The 17,770-nt window shown below is 59.2% G+C and carries 15 protein-coding genes and 2 pseudogenes; 10 read left to right on the plus strand and 7 right to left on the minus strand.

Translation table 11 applies throughout. The features are described from left to right. Positions 1 to 150: 150 nt before the first annotated feature. Positions 151 to 1,953 (plus strand): acyl-CoA dehydrogenase, encoded by a 1,803-nt coding sequence (locus tag ACIQU2_RS04505; protein WP_129439106.1) that lies wholly within the window; start codon positions 151 to 153, stop codon positions 1,951 to 1,953. A 117-nt stretch (positions 1,954 to 2,070) separates the two neighbouring features. Here the strand turns inward: ACIQU2_RS04505 and ACIQU2_RS04510 are convergent, their stop codons facing one another. The 4 genes and pseudogenes from ACIQU2_RS04510 to ACIQU2_RS04525 all read right to left on the minus strand — a co-directional run bounded on the left by ACIQU2_RS04510 (position 2,071) and on the right by ACIQU2_RS04525 (position 4,638). Then, positions 2,071 to 2,916, minus strand: a complete 846-nt coding sequence (locus ACIQU2_RS04510; protein WP_403139393.1) for a methyl-accepting chemotaxis protein — start codon at positions 2,914 to 2,916, stop codon at positions 2,071 to 2,073. Between the two features lie 21 nt (positions 2,917 to 2,937). Further along, positions 2,938 to 4,008, minus strand: a pseudogene (locus tag ACIQU2_RS04515) (cache domain-containing protein); the annotation flags it as partial. 100 nt (positions 4,009 to 4,108) lie between these two features. Continuing rightward, entirely contained in the window at positions 4,109 to 4,411 is a 303-nt protein-coding gene (locus ACIQU2_RS04520; protein WP_149416844.1) for a cell division protein ZapA, read from the minus strand. Next, positions 4,408 to 4,638 carry a hypothetical protein gene (locus tag ACIQU2_RS04525; protein WP_347802507.1) on the minus strand — a complete coding sequence of 77 codons (231 nt, stop codon included), beginning with the start codon at positions 4,636 to 4,638 and terminating at the stop codon, positions 4,408 to 4,410. The genes ACIQU2_RS04520 and ACIQU2_RS04525 overlap by 4 nt, the downstream gene beginning before the upstream one ends. Positions 4,639 to 4,928: 290 nt before the next feature. Here ACIQU2_RS04525 and ACIQU2_RS04530 point away from each other — a divergent pair. The 5 genes and pseudogenes from ACIQU2_RS04530 to selO all read left to right on the plus strand — a co-directional run. Further along, a pseudogene (locus ACIQU2_RS04530) lies at positions 4,929 to 5,684 on the plus strand (MCP four helix bundle domain-containing protein); the annotation flags it as partial. Further along, on the plus strand, positions 5,676 to 6,539 hold the full coding sequence (locus tag ACIQU2_RS04535) for a methyl-accepting chemotaxis protein (protein ID WP_370741086.1): 864 nt from the start codon (positions 5,676 to 5,678) through the stop codon (positions 6,537 to 6,539). The pseudogene ACIQU2_RS04530 and the gene ACIQU2_RS04535, both read left to right, overlap by 9 nt. A 223-nt stretch (positions 6,540 to 6,762) precedes the next feature. Beyond that, on the plus strand, positions 6,763 to 8,505 hold the full coding sequence (locus tag ACIQU2_RS04540; protein ID WP_403138951.1) for a potassium/proton antiporter: 1,743 nt from the start codon (positions 6,763 to 6,765) through the stop codon (positions 8,503 to 8,505). A gap of 34 nt (positions 8,506 to 8,539) precedes the next feature. Beyond that, positions 8,540 to 11,890 (plus strand): mechanosensitive channel MscK, encoded by a 3,351-nt coding sequence (mscK, locus tag ACIQU2_RS04545; RefSeq protein ID WP_403138954.1) that lies wholly within the window; start codon positions 8,540 to 8,542, stop codon positions 11,888 to 11,890. A gap of 48 nt (positions 11,891 to 11,938) precedes the next feature. Beyond that, positions 11,939 to 13,402, plus strand: coding sequence for a protein adenylyltransferase SelO (gene selO, locus ACIQU2_RS04550; RefSeq protein ID WP_403138957.1), 1,464 nt, complete (start codon positions 11,939 to 11,941; stop codon positions 13,400 to 13,402). 6 nt (positions 13,403 to 13,408) lie between these two features. On the opposite strand, the gene ACIQU2_RS04555 is transcribed toward selO, so the two are convergent. After that, the gene (locus ACIQU2_RS04555; RefSeq protein WP_347802502.1) at positions 13,409 to 13,810 is read right to left on the minus strand and encodes a transcriptional regulator; all 402 of its coding nucleotides are present in this window, start codon (positions 13,808 to 13,810) and stop codon (positions 13,409 to 13,411) included. Continuing rightward, positions 13,807 to 14,103: a type II toxin-antitoxin system HigB family toxin gene (locus ACIQU2_RS04560; protein ID WP_347802501.1), complete on the minus strand. Its 297-nt coding sequence runs from the start codon at positions 14,101 to 14,103 to the stop codon at positions 13,807 to 13,809. Before ACIQU2_RS04560 ends, ACIQU2_RS04555 begins: the two co-directional genes overlap by 4 nt. Before the next feature lie 195 nt (positions 14,104 to 14,298). On the opposite strand from ACIQU2_RS04560, the gene trxC reads away from it, so the two are divergent. After that, positions 14,299 to 14,733: a thioredoxin TrxC gene (gene trxC / locus ACIQU2_RS04565; RefSeq protein WP_056741233.1), complete on the plus strand. Its 435-nt coding sequence runs from the start codon at positions 14,299 to 14,301 to the stop codon at positions 14,731 to 14,733. A 144-nt stretch (positions 14,734 to 14,877) separates the two neighbouring features. Here trxC and ACIQU2_RS04570 read toward each other — a convergent pair whose 3' ends face one another. Next, positions 14,878 to 15,648: a ParA family protein gene (locus ACIQU2_RS04570; protein WP_347802500.1), complete on the minus strand. Its 771-nt coding sequence runs from the start codon at positions 15,646 to 15,648 to the stop codon at positions 14,878 to 14,880. Positions 15,649 to 16,002: 354 nt separating this feature from the next. Between ACIQU2_RS04570 and ACIQU2_RS04575 the strand changes: the two genes are divergently transcribed. The 3 genes from ACIQU2_RS04575 to ACIQU2_RS04585 are packed head-to-tail and all read left to right on the plus strand — an operon-like array spanning position 16,003 to position 17,769. Then, positions 16,003 to 16,728 (plus strand): beta-ketoacyl synthase chain length factor, encoded by a 726-nt coding sequence (locus tag ACIQU2_RS04575; protein ID WP_403138960.1) that lies wholly within the window; start codon positions 16,003 to 16,005, stop codon positions 16,726 to 16,728. Next, on the plus strand, positions 16,704 to 17,516 hold the full coding sequence (locus tag ACIQU2_RS04580; RefSeq protein WP_403138962.1) for a lysophospholipid acyltransferase family protein: 813 nt from the start codon (positions 16,704 to 16,706) through the stop codon (positions 17,514 to 17,516). Before ACIQU2_RS04575 ends, ACIQU2_RS04580 begins: the two co-directional genes overlap by 25 nt. Further along, complete coding sequence (locus ACIQU2_RS04585) at positions 17,494 to 17,769, plus strand: phosphopantetheine-binding protein (RefSeq protein ID WP_129439118.1); 276 nt, start codon at positions 17,494 to 17,496, stop codon at positions 17,767 to 17,769. Before ACIQU2_RS04580 ends, ACIQU2_RS04585 begins: the two co-directional genes overlap by 23 nt. Position 17,770 lies beyond the last annotated feature (1 nt).

Raw genomic sequence — 17,770 nt, forward strand, 5'->3', positions numbered from 1 at the left:
GCCGCTATCGCGAGCAAGCTCGCTCCCACATTTGTTTTGTGGCGCCTTCTAAGTCGGCGCTCTGCTCCACCATCACGCTCATCAATCATCCTGTTCAGTCCACCCTTCCCACGCCTAGACTCGGCCCATTCCAAAAAAAGGTAGGCCGCCATGTCCGAGACGTTGCTCAGTTCCCGCAATCTGGCTTTCGAGCTGTATGAAGTCCTTGATGCCGAGGGCCTGACCCAGCGCGAGCGTTTCGCCGAGCACAACCGCGAGACCTTCGATGCTGCCATCGGCACCGCCCGCACCATCGCCGAGAAGTTCTTTGCTCCGCATAACCGCAAGGGCGACGAGAACGAGCCGCGCTATGAGGACGGTCAGGCGATTCTGATTCCGGAAGTGAAACCGGCGGTGGATGCCTTCCTTGAAGCCGGTTTCCTCAACGCCGCGCGCAGTTTCGACGCGGGCGGGATGCAACTTCCTACGCTGTTGTCCCAGGCCTGCTTTGCGCATTTTCAGTCGGCCAACGCGGCGTCGACCTCTTATCCGTTCCTGACCATGGGCGCGGCGAACCTGATCGAAAGCTTTGGCACCGAGGAGCAGAAACAGCGCTTCCTGCAACCGATGATCGACGGTCGTTTCTTCGGCACCATGGCACTGACCGAACCGCATGCCGGCTCGTCGCTGTCGGATATTCGTACCCGCGCCGAGCCTGCGTCTGACGGCACGTATCGACTCAAGGGCAACAAGATCTTCATCTCCGGCGGTGATCATCCGCTGTCGGAAAACATCGTGCACATGGTGTTGGCGAAATTGCCGGACGCACCGGCCGGGGTGAAAGGGATTTCGCTGTTCATCGTGCCCAAGTTTCTGGTCAACGACGACGGCAGTCTGGGCAAACGCAACGATGTACTGCTGGCCGGGCTGTTCCACAAGATGGGCTGGCGCGGTACTACGTCCACCGCGCTGAATTTCGGCGATAACGGCGAGTGTGTCGGCTATCTGGTGGGCAAGCCGCACCACGGCCTGAGCTACATGTTCCAGATGATGAACGAGGCGCGGATCGGCGTCGGCATGGGCGCGGTGATGCTCGGTTACGCCGGGTATTTGTATTCTTTGGAGTACGCCCGCGAGCGTCCGCAAGGCCGCGTGCCGGACAGCAAGGACCCGAACACCGCACCGGTGGCGATCATTCAACATGCCGACGTCAAACGCATGTTGCTGACCCAGAAAGCCTACGTCGAAGGCTCGTTCGACCTTGGGTTGTACGCGGCGCGACTGTTTGACGACACCACCACGCTTGAGACTGAAGCCGAGCGCAAACAGGCCCATGAGCTGCTGGATTTGCTGACACCGATCGTCAAATCCTGGCCGTCGGAGTTTTGCCTGAAGGCCAATGAACTGGCCATCCAGATTCTTGGCGGCCACGGTTACACCCGCGAATATCCGGTTGAGCAGTACTACCGCGACAACCGTTTGAACCCGATTCATGAAGGCACTCATGGCATTCAGTCGCTGGACTTGCTGGGACGCAAACTGGCACAGAACGGTGGTGCGGGGCTCAAGCAATTGATCCGTCTGATTGCCGATACCGCCGAGCGCGCTCAAGCGTATGAATCTTTAACCGCGCTGCGTGAGCCGCTGGAGAAATTAGTGGCGCGCCTGCAAACGGTGACCATTGGCCTGCTGACGGATTTGGGGCAAGGCAAGGTTAATAGCAGCCTGGCGAACTCGGCGCTGTACCTGAAAGTGTTCGGACACACGGTGATTGGCTGGCGCTGGTTGGAGCAGGCGATTCGCGCCGAGGAAGGGTTGGCCAAAGGGAATGTGGCGGATGTGAGCTTCTATAAAGGCAAGCTGCAGGCGGCGCGGTATTTTCTGACGTGGGAAGTGCCGGGTTGCCACCATGAATTGGCGATTCTTGAGGCTCGGGATGATGTGTGTCTTGGGATGCAGGATGAGTGGTTTTGACCAGCAATAGATCGGTGTAACGGCCACAAAAAAGATCGCAGCCTTCGGCAGCTCCTACAGGGAAACGCATTCCAATGTAGGAGCTGCCGAAGGCTGCGATCTTTTGATCTTGATCTTTTAGCTCAGCTTGAAGCCACCCATCTGCCGCGCCAAATCATCGGCCAACCGCTGCAATGTCTGACAATCCTCGCGGCACGCCCTGACCTCCCCCGCGGTGGCACGGGCCAGATCAGAAATCCCCTGCACGTTCCTATTGATCTCTTCGGTCACCGCCGACTGCTCTTCCGTCGCCGTCGCCACCTGATGGTTCATGTCGCTGATGCGCTCCACCTGGCCGGTAATCGCCGTCAAGGACGCCCCGGTCCGCTGGCTCGACTCGACACCCGTACCGGTCGCCGCTTGCCCGGAATGCATCGACGACACCGCGTTCTCCGCGCCTTGCTTGAGGCTGCCAATCATCTGCTGAATCTCATCCGTCGACGACTGCGTCCGCCGCGCCAACGTCCGCACTTCATCCGCCACGACCGCAAACCCACGGCCCATGTCCCCGGCCCGCGCCGCTTCGATGGCCGCGTTGAGCGCGAGCAAATTAGTCTGCTCGGAAATCCCGCGAATCACTGCCAGCACCTGATCGATGGATGCCACCTGATGGGCCAACTCGCCCACCGCACTGGCAGCAAGGCCGATTTCATCGGACATGCTTTCAATATGCCGGATCGACCCGCCCACCACTTCCCGCGCCTGCATCGCCTCATCCCGGGCAGTTTGCGAAGCCACCGCAGCGTTGCCGGCATTCTGGGCGATTTCCTGCACGGTCAGGCCCATTTCGTGGACGGCGGTGGCGACCATGTCAGTCATTTCCTGCTGACGGCCGGAGCGTTCGGCCGTGTTGTCCACCACCCGCGCCACCTGGCCGACTGCTGTGCGTAAACGCTCGCTGGTGGTCAACACTTCGCCAATCATGTCGCGCTGACTTTCCAGGAACCGATTGAAGCCACGAGCCAGGTCACCGAGCTCATCGGCGCGGCTGGAATCTAACCTGTGGGTCAAATCTCCCCCACCGCTACCGATTGCTACCAGCGCTGCTGTTACCTGACGGATCGGCCGCACCAATCCGCGGGCCAGCAACACCACCAGCAACAGGCACACCAGCGCCACCGCCAGGCCGATGCCGCTGCTCATCCACATGGCGCGACGGGCTTCAGCGTAGATCTGCGACTGCGGCACTTCGGCCACCAGGGTCCAGCCCAAGTCCCGCAACGGCAGGCTCAACGCCAGATAATCTTCGCCGTCGCGGACAAAGCTACTGTTGGTGGCAACTTTTTGACCCATCACCGCTTGTGCGGCAGTTGCGCCGATTTGCTCGGCCAACGTGCGTTTGCCGCTGAATTGCGCTTCGGGATGAACCTGGATCAAACCGTCGGAACGCACGAGATAGACCTTGCCGCGCTCACCGAAGTTGAAATTGTGGATCAGCTCCGACAGCTCTTTCATGCTCAGGCCAAGCCCGGCGACGCCCACGACTTTGCCGGCCTGTTCGACCTTGAGGTCGATGAACAGCGCCAATTCGCCGGTCGCGGTGTCATTGTCGATATTGAGGGTGCGCGGCTGATTGCTGTCGAGAAACGAGTAGAACCAGGCGTCTTTGGGGTTGGAACGGCTGAGGGTCCGGTCCAGACCTTTTTCAGTGAAGTAATTGCTTGAGGGAGTGCCGACGATCAGCGCGGTAAAGGCCTTGTGCTCGGCGCGGATGCCTTCCAGATACTGCACGAACGTGGCGGTCTGGGCGCTGTTTTCGCCCCCGGCCAACCAGTCGCGCACCATGCTATTGCTGGCGATGTCCTTGGCGGCGGTGAGGGGTTGAACGAGGATTCGCTCGATGTCGTTGCGCATCGCTTCGATGCTCGACGGTAGCGCTTGTTCGACCAGATAGCGCTCGGCGAGACGGTTGACCACGAGGGTATAAACGCCAACCACGATCAGAATACTGACCAGCAGGGCGGTGCCCATACTCAGGATCAACTGCCATTGAATACTGCGTCGCCAGAACTGCATGGAGCACCCCCAAAGAATAAGAGGCTGAAACACTGCAACAGCCGTGCCGATTGTATACAACGCAAACGACAATTTATTCTTTGGTTGTGCGCAAAGCCGATCAGGCCTGATTGATCGTCTTGGAGATCACTTCAACCGTGGCGCTGACTTGCTCTTGGTAACGGTCGAGTTCCTGCTTGTGCTGTTTCTGCATTTCGATCTGCTGGGAGCACAGATTCATCGCGGCCAGCACCAGCAAGCGGTCACCGATCAGCGTCGGGTACTTCTTTTTGGTGTCAGCCAGGGCAGCCTTCAGCATTAACGCGGCGTCCAGCAGGGTTTGCTCTTCCCCGGCCGGCGCCTTGATCGAATAGTCCTCCCCCAGGATGGAGACGACTTTTACCCCTGCGGCACCGTGACTCATGCGCTGACTGGGCCGGCGCTGACGCGCTCAACCAGGGCCTGGATGCGTGCGGCGGTGTCACCTTGTTTCTCTTCCTGTTCCATCAGGCTCAGTTGCAGGCTTTCGTTTTCATCCTTGGCCTGGGCCAATTCTGCGCTCAGGGTTTGGTTAGTGCCGAGCAGGGTCTGGTTCTGTTGCACCAGGTCGCTGACCAGCTGTTCCAATTGGCTTAGGGATGCTTCCAACATTTTGATTTTCCGAGCATTTTCAAAGGGCGCGTACGATAAAGAAAAGTCACCACGGATGCCAGGGTTATCCAGGCGCAAGGCCTTGATTTTGCTGGCGGGCGACCTTCCTCGCGAACTTTAAAGACTGTGATTGGCGGATCTGGTTCCTGCACTTCGTCGCCCGAGCGGGCGTGCGACAAATACGCGCAGGGGCTCAAGACTTCAGTCGTATGACCGATAAGTCACCCATACGTCAGTCTCAGCGCGGCACGGATGCGCTCTTTTCGGTAAATACCATGTCCCTTCGTAATATGAACATCGCGCCACGGGCGTTCCTCGGCTTCACCCTGATTGGCGGTTTGATGCTGGTTTTGGGGGTATTTGCCTTGAACCAGATGAGCAAGATTCGCGGCGCCGGTGAAGACATCGCTTCCATGAGTGTGCCGAGCATTAAAAGCCTCGACGAATTCACTCAGCTGGCACTGCGTCTGCGGGTGCTGTCTTACCGTTTGCTGGTGAACCGCGAACCTGATGTTCAACAGAAGACTATTGACCTGTTCGACCTGCGCAACCAGCAGATCCGCGAGGCGCAGAAAGTCTATGAGCCGCTGATCGATGGTCCGGAAGAACGCAGCGCTTACGATAAGTACGTGCAGTTGCTGGCGCAGTATCGTCAGCTTGAAGAGCGGATGAAGACGTTCTCGCGCAACAATCAGGTCGACGACCTGCGCAAGATGCTGAACACCGAGTTGCTCGCCAACTCCGAAGAGGTCAACGCGGCCCTCGCGAAGTTGCTGGAGATCAACACCCAGCAAATCGAGAAAACTGACCAGCGCGCCGGCGATCAGTATTCGACGTCGTTCAATCTGGTGATCACTTTGCTGGTCATCGCCAGCGGCCTGACCCTGCTTTTCGCCTGGTTGCTGACCAACAGCATCACCAAGCCGATCGCCAACGCCCTGAGCGCCGCCGAAGAAATTGCCGAAGGCAACCTGACCCGCCCGATCACCGTAGACGGTGAGGACGAAGCCGGCCGTTTGCTGTTGGCCATGTCGAAGATGCAGGACAAGCTGCGCGACACCCTGCAACGGATTTCCGGTTCCGCCACGCAACTGGCGTCCGCCGCTGAAGAGCTCAACAGTGTCACCGACGAAAGCGCCCGAGGCCTGACCCAGCAGAACAACGAAATCGAACAGGCCGCCACCGCTGTCAACGAAATGACCAGCGCCGTGGAAGAAGTCGCGCGCAATGCCGTCAGCACGTCCGAAGCCTCGAAAAATGCCACCACCTCCGCCGGTGATGGCCGTGACCTGGTGCAGGAAACCGTCAGCGCCATCGAACGCATGAGCGCCGATGTGCAGAGCACCGCGACCCTGATTGGCGATCTGGCCAACGAGTCTCGTGACATCGGTAAAGTGCTGGACGTGATTCGCGGCCTGGCTGACCAGACCAACCTGCTGGCATTGAACGCAGCCATCGAAGCTGCCCGTGCCGGTGAGGCCGGTCGTGGTTTCGCCGTGGTAGCGGACGAGGTGCGTGCCCTGGCGCATCGCACCCAGCAGTCGACCAGCGAAATCGAACGCATGATCGGCAGCATCCAGAGCGGAACCGAACACGCGGTGGATTCGATGCGCAACAGCACCGAGCGCGCTGAGTCGACCTTGAACATCGCCCGTGGTGCAGGCCTGTCGCTGGACACTATTAATAGCGCAATCGTCGAAATCAACGAACGCAACCTGGTCATCGCCAGTGCTGCCGAAGAGCAGGCACAGGTGGCCCGTGAAGTGGACCGCAATCTGGTGAACATTCGTGATCTGTCGGTGCAGTCGGCGACCGGGGCTAACCAGACCAGCGCTGCGAGCAATGAGCTGTCGCGATTGGCGCTGGACCTGAACAACATGGTTGGGCGGTTTAGCCTCTAAACAGAGATCGCATCACTGCCGAAAAGATCGCAGCCTCGTTTCACTCGACAGCTCCTACAGGTTTACGCAGATCCTTTGTAGGAGCTGTCGAGTGAAACGAGGCTGCGATCTTTTGATCTGCAAAACCTTTTTGACAGCATCACATTTCAACAGGTTAGAATCGCTGGCACGCAGACTGCATGGTCAGTTTGCGCCCGCCTTTCAGCTTTCTGGAGTACTGCCTTTGAATGCGACGACCATCAACAGCCTGTTCTTGATCGGCGCGTTGCTGGTAGGTGCAAGCATTCTGGTGAGCTCACTTTCATCGCGCCTCGGTATCCCGATTCTGGTGATCATCCTCGCGGTGGGCATGTCGGCCGGCGTCGATGGCGCCGGCATTGTTTTCGATAACTACCCAACGGCTTATCTGGTCGGCAACCTCGCGCTGGCAGTCATCCTGCTCGACGGCGGCTTGCGCACCCGGGTTTCCAGCTTCCGCGTGGCGTTATGGCCGGCGCTGTCGCTGGCGACGGTCGGGGTGTTGATCACCACCGGGCTGACCGGCATGGCAGCCGCGTGGCTGTTCAACCTGAACCTGATTCAGGGCCTGCTGATCGGCGCTATCGTCGGCTCCACCGACGCCGCGGCGGTGTTCTCGCTGCTCGGCGGCAAAGGCCTGAACGAACGGGTGACCGCCACCCTCGAGATCGAGTCCGGCAGCAACGACCCGATGGCGGTGTTCCTCACCGTAACCCTGATCGACATGCTCGCCAGCGGCCAGACCGGTCTGCACTGGAGCCTGCTCGGGCACTTTATGCGTGAGTTCGGTATCGGTGCCGTCATCGGCCTGGGCGGCGGCTGGGTCATGCTGCAACTGGTCAACCGTATCCACTTGGCCACGGGCCTGTATCCGATTCTGGTCATTGCTGGCGGACTGGTCGTGTTTGCCCTGACCAACGCCTTGCATGGCAGCGGCTTTTTGGCGGTTTATCTGTGCGGCCTGGTCATCGGCAACCGCCCGGTGCGCAGCCGCCACGGCATTTTGCACATGCTCGACGGCATGGCCTGGCTGGCGCAAATCGGCATGTTCCTGGTGCTGGGGCTGCTGGTGACACCCCACGACTTGTTGCCGATTGCCCTGCCCGCTCTGGGCCTGGCGCTGTGGATGATTCTGTTTGCGCGGCCGTTGTCGGTGATCGTCGGCCTGCTGCCCTTCAAGGCGTTCCATGGGCGCGAGAAGGCGTTCATTTCCTGGGTCGGGTTACGCGGCGCGGTCCCGATCATTCTGGCGGTGTTCCCGCTGATGGCCGGCCTGCCCAACGCCCAGCTCTATTTCAACCTCGCCTTCTTTATCGTGTTGGTGTCGCTGCTGGTGCAGGGCACGAGCCTGCCGTGGGTGGCGAAGCTTTTGAAAGTGACCGTTCCGCCGGAGCCGGCGCCAATCTCCCGCGCAGCCCTGGAAGTCCACGTCACCAGTGAGTGGGAGCTGTTCGTTTATCGCCTCGGTGCCGAGAAATGGTGCATCGGCTCGCCCCTTCGCGAACTGAAAATGCCCGAAGGCACCCGGATTGCAGCAATGTTTCGTGGCCAGCAACTGCTCCATCCGTCGGGTAGTACGGTGCTCGAAGTCGACGATTTGCTGTGCGTAATCGGCCATGAACACAACCTTCCGGCCCTCGGAAAACTCTTCAGTCAGGCACCGCAACGGGGCCTCGATTTGCGCTTCTTCGGCGACTTCGTACTCGAAGGAGACGCCCAGCTGGCCGCGGTTGCGGCACTGTACGGGTTGAAAGTGGAAGGCATCGATCCGGACATGTCGCTCGGTCATTTCATTGCCCAGAAAGTGGGCGGTGCACCCGTAGTCGGTGACCAGGTGGAGTGGAACAACACCATTTGGACCGTCGCGGTCATGGAAGGGAACAAGATCGGCAAAGTGGGCGTCAGATTCCCCGAAGGAAGTCGCCCCGGTCCGGGACTCTTCCTCTAAACTCCACACTTCGTCTCGTTTTCGATCGGTCTCTATGTCAACCCTGCGCACGTTTTTCATCATGGCCCTGCTGGGCTTGAGCCTCTCTGTCAACACGCTGCAAGCCGCGGAACCGCCCACCAGCGAAGCCGTGCAGGCGAACCTGAACAAGATCGCCGACCGCAAATTGCCGGAAGCCGATCAGAAAGCCCTGCAGAGCATCCTGCAAAGCACGCTGACACAGCTCAACAAACAGCGTGAGTACGAGCAGAAACTGGCCGATCTCAAGCAGCAACTGGCCAACGCCCCAAAGCAGAACATCGAGAACCAGCGAGAACTGACCAAGCTCAAAGCCAGCAAAGTGCTGCCAGTACCGCAGCGCTATGCCAAAGAGCCTATTCAGCAACTGGAGCAAATGCTCACTGAGCGCTCCACCCTGCAAAGCGATTTGCAGAAGGCCCTGTCCGACGCCAACAGCCTGGTCATTACCGCTCAGACCCGCCCCGAGCGCGCCCAGGCCGAAATTTCTGCCAGCCAGACGCGCATCCAGCAGATCAACAACATCCTCAAGGTCGGCAAGGACGCCGGCAAGACCTTGACCCCTGAGCAACGCGACCTGCTCAACGCCGAGCTCGCGGCGCTGAATGCCCTGATCCCGTTGCGTCGCCAGGAACTGGCTGGCAACAATCAGCTGCAGGACTTGGGCAACAGCCAGCATGACTTGCTCTCGGAAAAATCCGATCGTCTGGATCAGGAAATCCAGGAGCTGCAAAACCTGATCAACCAGAAGCGCCTGGCCCAGTCCCAGGAGACGGTGACGCAGCAATCCATCGAAGCGCAGAAGTCCGGCGGCAGCAGCCTGCTGGCTACCGAAAGTGCGGCCAACCTTAAGCTTTCGGACTACCTGCTCAAAAGTACTGACCGCCTCAACGAAGTCACCCAGCAGAACCTGCAGACCAAGCAGCAGCTGGACAACGTGACCCAGAGCGATTCGGCGCTGGACGAGCAAATCAACGTGCTCAAGGGCAGCCTGTTGCTCTCCAAGATTCTCTACAAACAGAAACAGGCCCTGCCACTCCTCAAGCTCGACCGCGACCTGGCCGACCAGATCGCCGACATTCGCCTCTATCAATTCGAAGTCAGCCAGCAACGGGAACTGCTCAGCAACCCGGCGACCTACGTCGACAACCTGCTGTCGACTCAGCCTCCCGAGCAAGTCACCCCGCAACTGCGCAAGAGTCTGCTGGAACTGGCCACGACCCGCGTCGACCTGCTGGAGCGGTTGAACCGCGAACTGAGCGCGGTGCTCAACGAATCCATCACCCTGCAACTCAATCAGAAACAATTGCTCAGCACCGCGCAAAGCCTGCGGGCGACCCTCGATGAGCAAATGTTCTGGATTCCCAGCAACAAGCCACTGGACCTGGAATGGATACGCGCCGTACCGGAACGCCTGGAGCGTCAGGTCACCACCCTGCCCTGGGCTTCCAGCCTGAGCGAATTGAGTGACGGGCTGACCCAGCGGCCGTTGTTGTTCCTGCCGCTGGCGTTGCTGATCGGTGCCCTGTTGTGGCGGCGCAAGAACCTCTATGCCCGACTGAACAAGGTTCACCAGGACATCGGCCACTTCAAGCGCGATAGCCAGTGGCACACTCCCCAGGCCATCCTGATCAACATTTTGCTGGCGATGCCGGTGTCTCTGGGCCTGGCCTTGTGTGGCCTGGCCTTGCAAATCGACGCCCGCGGACAGAACGCCAACATGGGCGCGGCGCTGCTGCAAATGGCCCAGGCCTGGCTAGTGTTCTACACCGCTTACCGGATTCTTGCGCCGGGCGGCGTGGCCGAACTGCATTTCCGCTGGGAAAAACCTCAGGTCGAATTCCTGCAGGGCTGGGTCCGTCGACTCGGGCTGGTGGTCATGGCGTTGGTCGCGGTGGTGGCAGTCGCCGAGCTGCAACCCGCGACCCTGGCCGATGACGTACTCGGCATGCCGGTGGTGCTGACCTGCTACGCGTTGATGGCCTGGCTGCTCAGCCGCCTGCTGATCAGCAGCCCGACTCACCAGAACGCTTCGCTGTTCCGCAAGGCCGTGGGGATCATGTTCACCGTCCTGCCTGTCGCGTTGTTCGTGGCGGTGTGCTTTGGCTACTACTACACCGCGCTGAAGCTCAGTGACCGGTTGATCAACACCCTTTACCTGCTGATGTTCTGGCTGGTGATCGAGGCCACCTTCGTGCGCGGCCTCAGCGTTGCGGCACGCCGTCTGGCTTACCAGCGCGCCCTGGCCAAACGCCAGGCTGCGAAAGAGGCCGGTGACGGTGAAGCGGTGATCGAAGAGCCAACCCTGGATATCGAGAAGGTCAACGAACAGTCCCTGCGCCTGATCCGCCTGGCACTGCTTGGCGGTTTCATCGCGGCGTTGTACTGGGTCTGGTCGGACCTGATCTCTGTGTTCTCGTACCTGGATAACGTCACCCTCTACGAATACACCAGCGGCACCGGCGCCAACATGAGCATGGTGCCGATCAGCATTGGCGACATGCTCGGCGCGCTGATCATCATCGGCATTACCTTCGCCCTGGCGCGCAACTTGCCAGGGCTGCTGGAAGTGTTGGTGCTGTCGAAGCTGAACCTGGCTCAGGGCAGCGCCTACGCGACCACCACATTGCTGTCTTACGTGATCGCCGGCGTCGGTTTCGTCTCGACCCTGTCGACACTCGGCGTGAGTTGGGACAAGTTGCAATGGCTGGTGGCGGCGCTGTCGGTGGGTCTCGGCTTCGGGATGCAGGAAATCTTCGCGAACTTCATCTCCGGGATCATGATCCTGTTCGAACGCCCGGTGCGGATTGGCGACACCATCACCATCGGCAACCTGTCCGGCACCGTGAGCAAGATCCGCATCCGCGCCACGACCATCACCGACTTCGACCGTAAGGACATCATTGTCCCGAACAAGACGTTCATCACCGGGCAACTGATCAACTGGTCCCTGACCGACACCATCACCCGAGTGACCCTCAAGCTCGGTGTCGATTACGGCTCGGACCTGGACCTGGTCAAGGAATTGCTGCTCAAGGCCGCGCGCGATAACCCGCGAGTGCTGAAAGACCCGGAACCCCATGTGTACTTCCTGAACTTCGGCGAAAGCACCCTCGACCACGAGTTGCGCATGCATGTACGTGACCTTGGTGACCGTAACCCGGTGCTCGATGAGGTCAACCGCTTCATCAATCGCGAGTTCAAGAAACAGCACATCAACATCTCCTTCCGGCAGATGGAGGTTTACCTCAAAAACATCCAGGGTCAGGAATACAGGATGGTGCCCGTCGATCCGGAAGCCAAAACCATCGTGCCCAAGGTGGATGGTCAAGCGTCTCAAGAGCCGCCCGCCGCCAAGCTCGACTAAGCGGCTTATCCCTAGCAGAATGCTCGGACATTCTGCTGGAGATGGCCCTTGAAAGCCCTCGACGAACTGACCTTCGATAATCGTTTCGCCCGCCTGGGCGACACGTTTTCCGCCCACGTGCTGCCCGAGCCGATCGACAACCCGCGCCTGGTGGTGGCCAGCCCTGCCGCCATGGCGCTGCTCGATCTCGATCCTACCGAGGCCGAAACCCCTGAGTTCGCCGAACTGTTCAGCGGCCATAAGCTCTGGGCCGACGCGATCCCCAGGGCGATGGTCTATTCAGGTCATCAGTTCGGTTCCTACAACCCACAGTTGGGCGATGGTCGCGGTCTGTTGCTGGGCGAGGTCTACAACGAGGCCGGCGAGCATTGGGACCTGCACCTCAAGGGTGCCGGCCAGACGCCCTTTTCACGCATGGGTGATGGGCGGGCGGTGCTGCGGTCCTCGATCCGCGAATTTCTTGCCTCCGAAGCGCTGTATGCCCTGAACATCCCGACCACCCGCGCCCTATGCGTGATCGGCTCCGACACGCCGGTGTGGCGCGAGAAGCAGGAACGCGCGGCCATGGTCCTGCGCATGGCGCCGAGCCATGTGCGTTTCGGGCATTTCGAATATTTCTACTACACCAAACGTCCCGAGAAGCAGAAAGAACTCGGCGACCACGTGCTGGCCATGCATTTCCCGGAATGCCTGGAACAGCCGGAACCGTACCTGGCGATGTTTCGCGAAATCGTCGAGCGCAATGCCGAACTGATCGCCAAATGGCAGGCCTATGGTTTCTGTCACGGCGTGATGAACACCGACAACATGTCGATCCTCGGCATTACCTTCGACTACGGCCCGTTCGCCTTCCTCGATGATTTCGACGCTAACTTCATCTGCAACCACTCCGATGACCAGGGCCGTTACTCCTTCAGCAACCAGGTGCCGATCGGCCAGTGGAACCTCAGCGCCCTGGCCCAGGCCCTGACGCCGTTCATCAGTGTCGAAGCCCTGCGCGAAACCCTCGGCCTGTACTTGCCGCTGTACCAGGCCCATTACCTGGACCTGATGCGCCGCCGCCTTGGTTTCACCACGGCCGAAGACGATGACCAGAAACTGCTGGAGCACCTGCTGCAACTGATGCAGAACAGTGGCGTCGACTACAGCCTGTTCTTCCGCCGTTTGGGGGAAGAATCACCGGAACTGGCCGTCGCCCGCTTGCGCGATGACTTCGTCGACATCAAAGGCTTCGATGCCTGGGGCGAGCTCTACATCGCCCGGGTTGTTCGTGAAGGCGAGGCTGATCAGGAACAACGCCGCAAACGGATGCACGCCGTCAATCCGCTGTACATCCTGCGCAACTACCTGGCGCAGAAAGCCATCGATGCGGCGGAGAGCGGCGACTATGCAGAAGTTCGTCGGTTGCACGCGGTGTTGAGTAATCCGTTCGAGGAGCAGCCGGGGATGGAGAGCTATGCCGAGCGGCCGCCGGAGTGGGGCAAGCATTTGGAGATCAGTTGCTCTTCCTGAACCCGATCAGATAAAGGTCTCCACCGACACTCCGAAGCGCTCGGCCAACCAGCGGATCTGCCGCAGGTTGAGCTGACGCTTGCCGCTCAGAATCTCGGAGACAACAGACTGGGCGCCGACACCGGGCAAGTCGCTTTGGCTCAGACCGTGCTCGCGCATCAAGTAGCCGAGGACGTCGACACCGCTGGGTTTCGGCATTGGGTGATGCTTGTGATCCCATTCCTCGATCCAGTCACCGATGATATCTACAAGACTCATCAGCGGATGGGACTCGTCATCACCGGTCATCTCGAGCAACTCGTCCAACGCCCGCGCCAACATGTCATAGTCGTCTTCATTGTTTGGTTTGCGCAGCACAGGCGAAACAAACTCCCAATGCTCGGCAGCTCTTTTGATCAGAACACTCATGCTCTTTCCTCCTTCCATTTTCCGCGATCATATTCACGGTGATCCAGCACATGCTTGATATAAAGCTTTTGCGATCGATACCTGACAAAAGCGATCAGCCGCAATTTATTGCCACCGATATCGAAAACGTGATGCTCACCCACCTTGTCGACAGCAGGAAAGATGGCTCTCATCGCCGCAAAATCCGATGGCTTACTTCCTTTGGCCAATGGATACCAATAATCCAATGCGGTGGCTGTATTTGGCCATTTGGTCTTGGCTTCACGTATTCGTTTTTCGGAAATGACATGCATGCAACATCCTTATCGCATTCTGCTATGGATAGTTAATCACAGACCAAAAATATCGCAAGTTGCGATATCAGTGCGCAGACCAACGGTCTCGCTCAGTACGACTCAGCCTAGTTTCATCGCCGGTCGCTGCACGATTGAAAATATGAGTAAACGTCTCCAAATAGAAGTGATCGTCTTCTTAACAGGACCATCCGCATGACCGACCCACTCCTCATCCCCTGCCCCCACTGCAACGGCCTCAACCGCATCCCCGCCGAGCGCCTCAACGACCATCCAAAATGCGGCCGCTGCAAGGCCGAGGTCCTGCTGAACAAACCCTTCGAGCTGAAACAAAGCGATTACGCCAGCCAGATCAAAGGTGACCTGCCGTTGCTGGTGGACGTTTGGGCGGAGTGGTGTGGGCCGTGCAAGTCGTTTGCGCCGGTGTTCGAGCAGGCGGCGGTGCAATTGGCGGGCAAGTGTCGACTGGCCAAGCTGGACAGCGAGGCGAATCAACAGCTGTCGGCGCAGCTGGGGATCCGTTCGATCCCGAGTCTGATTCTGTTCAAGAACGGCCGGGAAGTGGCGCGTCAGAGCGGCGCCTTCCCGTTACCGCAATTGATGAGCTGGTTACGTAGCCAAGGGATCTGACCAAAAACTCAAAAACCACACCAATCGAAATGTGGGAGCGAGCTTGCTCGCGATAGCGGTGTGACAGTCGACATAACTGTTGAATGTTGAACCGCCATCGCGAGCAAGCTCGCTCCCACAGTGGTTCGGTGTCATTAGCGGCAATCAGGCATTTTCCAGCAGGTTGTGCAGATCGACGAATTGCTGCGTCAGCTTATGCCGCGGATCGAGGTGGATCAGCGGCGTGTTGGCCTGGTGGGATTCACGCATGCGCACCGAGCTGCCCAGGTACACCGGTAACACCGGCAGACCTTCGGCGATCAGTTCGTCGAGAATTTGCTGGGGCAGACTGGCGCGAGCCTGGAACTGGTTGACGACGATACCTTCGACTTCCAGCCCTTCGTTATGGTCATCCTTCAATTCTTCGATTTCCGCCAACAGGCCGTACAACGCCTGACGCGAGAAGCTGTCGCAGTCGAAGGGGATCAGCACACGATCAGCGGCAATCAATGCAGATACCGCGTAGAAATTCAACGCTGGCGGGGTATCGAGATAGATCCGGTCGTAATCGCCGTCCAGTTCCTCGAGCAATTTGCGCAGCTTGTTGATCTTGTGTTTGGCCTCAAGCTTGGGCTGCAAGTCAGCCAGCTCCGCAGTGGCAGTGATGAGGTGGAGGTTGTCGAACGGGGTTTCGTAGATATCGACCTGGCTTTTTTTGGAGAACGGTCCGGAAGACAGGGTCTGTTTGAAAAAATCGGCGATCCCCATCGGAATGTCATTACCGGTGAGGCCCGTCAGGTACTGAGTGGAGTTGGCCTGGGCGTCGAGATCCACCAAGAGGGTGCGATAGCCCTCGCTGGCACTGACCGCCGCCAGATTGCAGGCAATGCTGGATTTGCCTACGCCACCTTTCTGATTGAACACCACGCGCCGCATGTCAAAACCTCCGTGTATCAAAGAATGACCGAGTGTAGTAGTCCACGGCGCTGCTTAGCTACCTCGCCAGCATAGGGACTACACAGTCAGGTGCAATCTCGCGCGGAAAAAGCCGTGAACTCGTGCACGGCTTGCTGACAGAGCCGGCAGATCGGCCGGCCAAAATGTGGATAATGGCCAAACGATAGCCATGCACGAACCAACCGGTACATTTCATTGAGCAAAATGTAACCATCATTTGCTACACGCCCGCCGCAACGGGATAATGCGCGCCACTCGGCGCTAAGCGCTACGTAAGGTAGTTCGCGTTTTTTGCGACTCACCGCGTCAAGGAAGCCCGCAGGGGCGGGATGAATGTCTGTGATCAATTTCAACATTGCCCAATGGCGCGCGTGGGCCCCGGGGCTCGAAAGCGTGGATGATTGGCAGGCCTGGAGCCGACAACCGGTCGTGCTTGCGAGCAGCGATGCCGCCCCCGACGTCTCGTTTCTGCCGGCCATGCAGCGCCGGCGACTCAGTCGTCTCGCGCGGATGGCGTTCAGTGTCGGTTGGCCCTTGGCCGATGGCCGTCAGGACCTACCGTTGGTCTTTATTTCTCGCCATGGCGAAACCCCGCGCACCTTCGATATTCTCAGCGATCTGGCTGCCGATCAGCCGCTGTCGCCGACCCAATTCAGCCTGTCCGTGCACAACGCGATCATCGGCCTGTGGTCGATCATGCGGGGTGAAACCAGCGAAATGACGGCCCTCGCTGCAGCCGGCGATGGCCTTGAACACGGCATGCTAGAGGCCGCGGCTTTGCTTTCCGAGGGCGCTCCCGCGGTACTGCTGATCGTCACCGAAGAGCAACCGCCCGAAGCCTACTCGACCTGGATCGACGACGTGCCGTTCCCTTACGCGGTCGGCCTGCTGATCACCCCCGGAAACGACTGGCAGTTGTCCCTGAACAGCGCCGCGGATGAGTTGTCCAAAGCCCACTGGCCCCATGCCCTGAACCTATTGAGTACCCTGCTCGGCCAGCAGACCACCTGCCAACATGCCTGGAAAAATCGTGTATGGACCTGGCAACGCAACCTGTAACCGAAAAAAACCGCGACGCCTATTACTGGCGTCTGCTGGCTACCGCCGCAAGCTTCACTCTGTTCGGGTTGGGCGGGCTGTGCCTGCGGCTTGTGGTTTTCCCGCTACTGAACTGCCTGCCCGGCGATGCCCGGACACACCGGCGGAGAGCGCGGCACACCGTCGCCCGCCTGTTCTGGTTTTTTGTACGATTCATGGCTCGCACCGGCGTGCTGACTTACGACATCCAGGGCGCCGAAAAACTCGGTCGACCGGGGCAAATGATCATTGCCAATCACCCGTCGCTGATCGATGTGGTGTTCCTGATCGGCCTGGTGCGCCACGCCAACTGCGTGGTCAAGAAAAGTCTCTGGGAGAACCCTTTTACCCGCGGCCCGCTGCGCTGCATCGAATACATCAGCAACGACGGCAGCATGGACATGCTCGATGCCGCTGCCGACGCGCTGAAAAGCGGCCAGACCCTGATCATCTTTCCTGAAGGCACCCGCACTCAGCCCGGTCAGGCGCCAGCCTTCCATCGGGGTGCTGCGGCAATCGCTCTGCGCGGTGCGAAAATCCTCACCCCGGTGATCATCAAGGTCAGCCCGACCACGTTGACCAAGGCCGAGCCCTGGTATCGGATCCCCAAACGCCGTGTGCACTTCAGTTTCCGTGTCGGGGCCGATATAGACCCACAAGCCTTCGCCTCGCTGGGCCCTGCTCCTCAGGCCTCGCGCAAGCTCAATGACTATTTGCATTCTTACTTTATTAAGGAGCTCGCCGAAGATGAGCGATCTGCACACTCTTAGTCTCAAGCAGGAAATCAAAGAACTGATCATCGACGCCCTGGGCCTTGAAGACATCAGCGCACAAGACATCGGCGACGACCAGACGCTGTTCGGCGAAGGCTTGGGCCTGGATTCGGTAGACGCCTTGGAACTCGGCCTGGCAATCCAGAAAAAGTACGGCATCAAAATCGACGCCGACGCCAAAGACACCCGCAATCACTTCAGCAACGTGGCGAGCCTTGCGGCGTTCGTCACCGCAAAACAGGCAGCTTGAG

This window comes from Pseudomonas sp. NPDC098740 (assembly GCF_044760065.1).
In the GTDB taxonomy this organism is placed as follows: domain Bacteria; phylum Pseudomonadota; class Gammaproteobacteria; order Pseudomonadales; family Pseudomonadaceae; genus Aquipseudomonas; species Aquipseudomonas rossensis.

Coding starts and splice junctions, on each gene's coding strand:
- ACIQU2_RS04505 (WP_129439106.1), top strand. CDS start 151: ATGTCCGAGACGTTGCTCAGTTCCCGCAATCTGGCTTTCGAGCTGTAT.
- ACIQU2_RS04510 (WP_403139393.1), bottom strand. CDS start 2,916: ATGATTGGCGAAGTGTTGACCACCAGCGAGCGTTTACGCACAGCAGTC.
- ACIQU2_RS04520 (WP_149416844.1), bottom strand. CDS start 4,411: ATGAGTCACGGTGCCGCAGGGGTAAAAGTCGTCTCCATCCTGGGGGAG.
- ACIQU2_RS04525 (WP_347802507.1), bottom strand. CDS start 4,638: ATGTTGGAAGCATCCCTAAGCCAATTGGAACAGCTGGTCAGCGACCTG.
- ACIQU2_RS04535 (WP_370741086.1), top strand. CDS start 5,676: ATGCAGGACAAGCTGCGCGACACCCTGCAACGGATTTCCGGTTCCGCC.
- mscK (WP_403138954.1), top strand. CDS start 8,540: ATGTCAACCCTGCGCACGTTTTTCATCATGGCCCTGCTGGGCTTGAGC.
- ACIQU2_RS04555 (WP_347802502.1), bottom strand. CDS start 13,810: ATGAGTGTTCTGATCAAAAGAGCTGCCGAGCATTGGGAGTTTGTTTCG.
- ACIQU2_RS04560 (WP_347802501.1), bottom strand. CDS start 14,103: ATGCATGTCATTTCCGAAAAACGAATACGTGAAGCCAAGACCAAATGG.
- trxC (WP_056741233.1), top strand. CDS start 14,299: ATGACCGACCCACTCCTCATCCCCTGCCCCCACTGCAACGGCCTCAAC.
- ACIQU2_RS04570 (WP_347802500.1), bottom strand. CDS start 15,648: ATGCGGCGCGTGGTGTTCAATCAGAAAGGTGGCGTAGGCAAATCCAGC.
- ACIQU2_RS04575 (WP_403138960.1), top strand. CDS start 16,003: ATGTCTGTGATCAATTTCAACATTGCCCAATGGCGCGCGTGGGCCCCG.
- ACIQU2_RS04580 (WP_403138962.1), top strand. CDS start 16,704: ATGGACCTGGCAACGCAACCTGTAACCGAAAAAAACCGCGACGCCTAT.
- ACIQU2_RS04585 (WP_129439118.1), top strand. CDS start 17,494: ATGAGCGATCTGCACACTCTTAGTCTCAAGCAGGAAATCAAAGAACTG.